Source organism: Bacillus sanguinis (assembly GCF_018332475.1).
GTDB classification, from domain to species: Bacteria; Bacillota; Bacilli; order Bacillales; family Bacillaceae_G; genus Bacillus_A; species Bacillus_A sanguinis.
Genome location: NZ_BOQB01000405.1, coordinates 1 through 1,847, shown reverse-complemented (window position 1 = coordinate 1,847; position 1,847 = coordinate 1). Strand labels below are relative to the sequence as shown.

At 33.0% G+C, this 1,847-nt stretch carries 2 protein-coding genes; both read left to right on the top strand.

What is annotated here, in order from left to right; translation table 11 throughout:
• Positions 1–197 precede the first annotated feature (197 nt).
• Entirely contained in the window at positions 198–704 is a 507-nt protein-coding gene (locus KI369_RS26845; RefSeq protein ID WP_212958582.1) for a DUF2243 domain-containing protein, read from the top strand.
• Positions 694–1,527 (top strand): cytochrome c oxidase assembly protein, encoded by an 834-nt coding sequence (locus KI369_RS26840; protein ID WP_212958580.1) that lies wholly within the window; start codon positions 694–696, stop codon positions 1,525–1,527. The genes KI369_RS26845 and KI369_RS26840 overlap by 11 nt, the downstream gene beginning before the upstream one ends.
• Positions 1,528–1,847: the final 320 nt, after the last annotated feature.

Genomic DNA, 1,847 nt, shown 5'->3' with positions numbered 1-1,847 from the left:
ATACTAGCGCTATTTTAGAATGGTGAACCCCTTAAAGCTTTTTTAGCGAGTTTTAATCAAATATTAAATATGCTTGAGAATAAGTATTTATATGATACATCTAATTGAATGTTATTTTCCTTTGACACTAAGTATGTTTAGCACGTTTTTCTTTTGGGAAAAATAAGAATATACATTAGTGGAAAGGATAGGATTTAATGGTTACCAAAACCGATAATACAAGCTATTTAATCTCTTCTGTTTATTTGACACGTAATCTATGGTCAGGTATCTTGTTTGGGCTAGGGTTAGTAGCTTTTATAGATGAAACTATTTTTCATCAATTGCTGCATTGGCACCATTTCTATGATAAATCTACAACAGATATTGGACTCATTTCAGATGGTCTTTTTCATGCTTTTAGTTGGTTTGCAACGATTGGTTCCTTGTTTATGGTTGCTGATCTTCGTCGTAGAAATGCATTTTGGTTGAAAAGATGGTGGAGCGGATTAATGCTTGGTAGTGGTGGATTTCAATTATATGACGGTATAATTCAACACAAACTAATGAAAATACATCAGATTCGATACGTAGATAATGTTCTTATCTACGACGTAATATGGAATATAATTGCGACTGTAATGCTTTTAATTGGCATTCTGCTAGTTTTTCAGACAAGAACTGATGAAAGATTATTGAGAGGTAAAAGCTTAAATGAACAATAACCATTTTCATCATGAAATATGGAATGCACTGGATATTTTACTATTCGTATTCATTTTAATTATGTTAATCATTTATATAGTAGCCACGATTTTATCAAACCACTATTACAAACGATGGCCGTTATATCGAAGTGTCTTCTGGGTTTTAGGACTTATTTGTGTGGCAATAGCAGTTGTTGGGCCCTTAGCTCATCGTGCTCATAATGACTTCACAGTGCATATGCTCGTGCATTTACTCCTTGGGATGCTTGCTCCAATTTTTATAGCATTAGCTACTCCAATGACTCTTTTTTTACGAACGCTCAATGTGAAAGCAGCACGACGTCTTTCAAGGATACTAAAGAGTAGGCCTCTACAAATTCTTACTCATCCAATTATTGCAACCTTGCTTAATTTAGGGGGACTATGGATTCTCTATACGACTAGCTTATACTCGATGATGCACGAAAGTATACTTCTTCATTTGTTCATACATTTCCACGTTTTTATTGCAGGATATCTGTTTACCACATCAATGATTTATGTGGATTTAATATCCCATAGGTATAGCTATATGTACCGATCAATTATTTTAATAATTGCATCAGCTGGTCATGGGATATTATCAAAATACATATATGCTCATCCGCCTGCTGGTGTAGTTACTGAACAAGCTGAAATTGGGGGCGTGCTGATGTATTATGGTGGGGATTTCATTGATATTGTTCTAATTTTTATACTTTGTTTGCAATGGTCTAGGGGTAGCAGACAGAGAACAAAAGTTAATAATATAGTAAGGGCATGGGATGTACCGGATTTTTTGAAACTAAAAACTTTGAAATGAAATTTGGTTAAACTGTATTATGGATTAAGTATGTTATGAACAAAAATTAAAAAAGTATGTTAAAAGTAAAAGAGCAGTTATTTCATGACTGCTCTTTTTTATGGTAAGAAGTACAACCTGGGTAAGAAGCAGGCTACACTACAGGTAGTGTTTGCGGAATATCGAGTTTTATTCAACAAGGATAGTTCCATTCTTAAAATAGAGATGTTGTCTAAGGTCATTCTTTTTTTACATATTTTAATATCTTTTGACGTTTTGATTTTGTGATACATTTTAGTTTTTTGTTTAATTTCTCTTTTTATCTACATATTTTCCGTAAT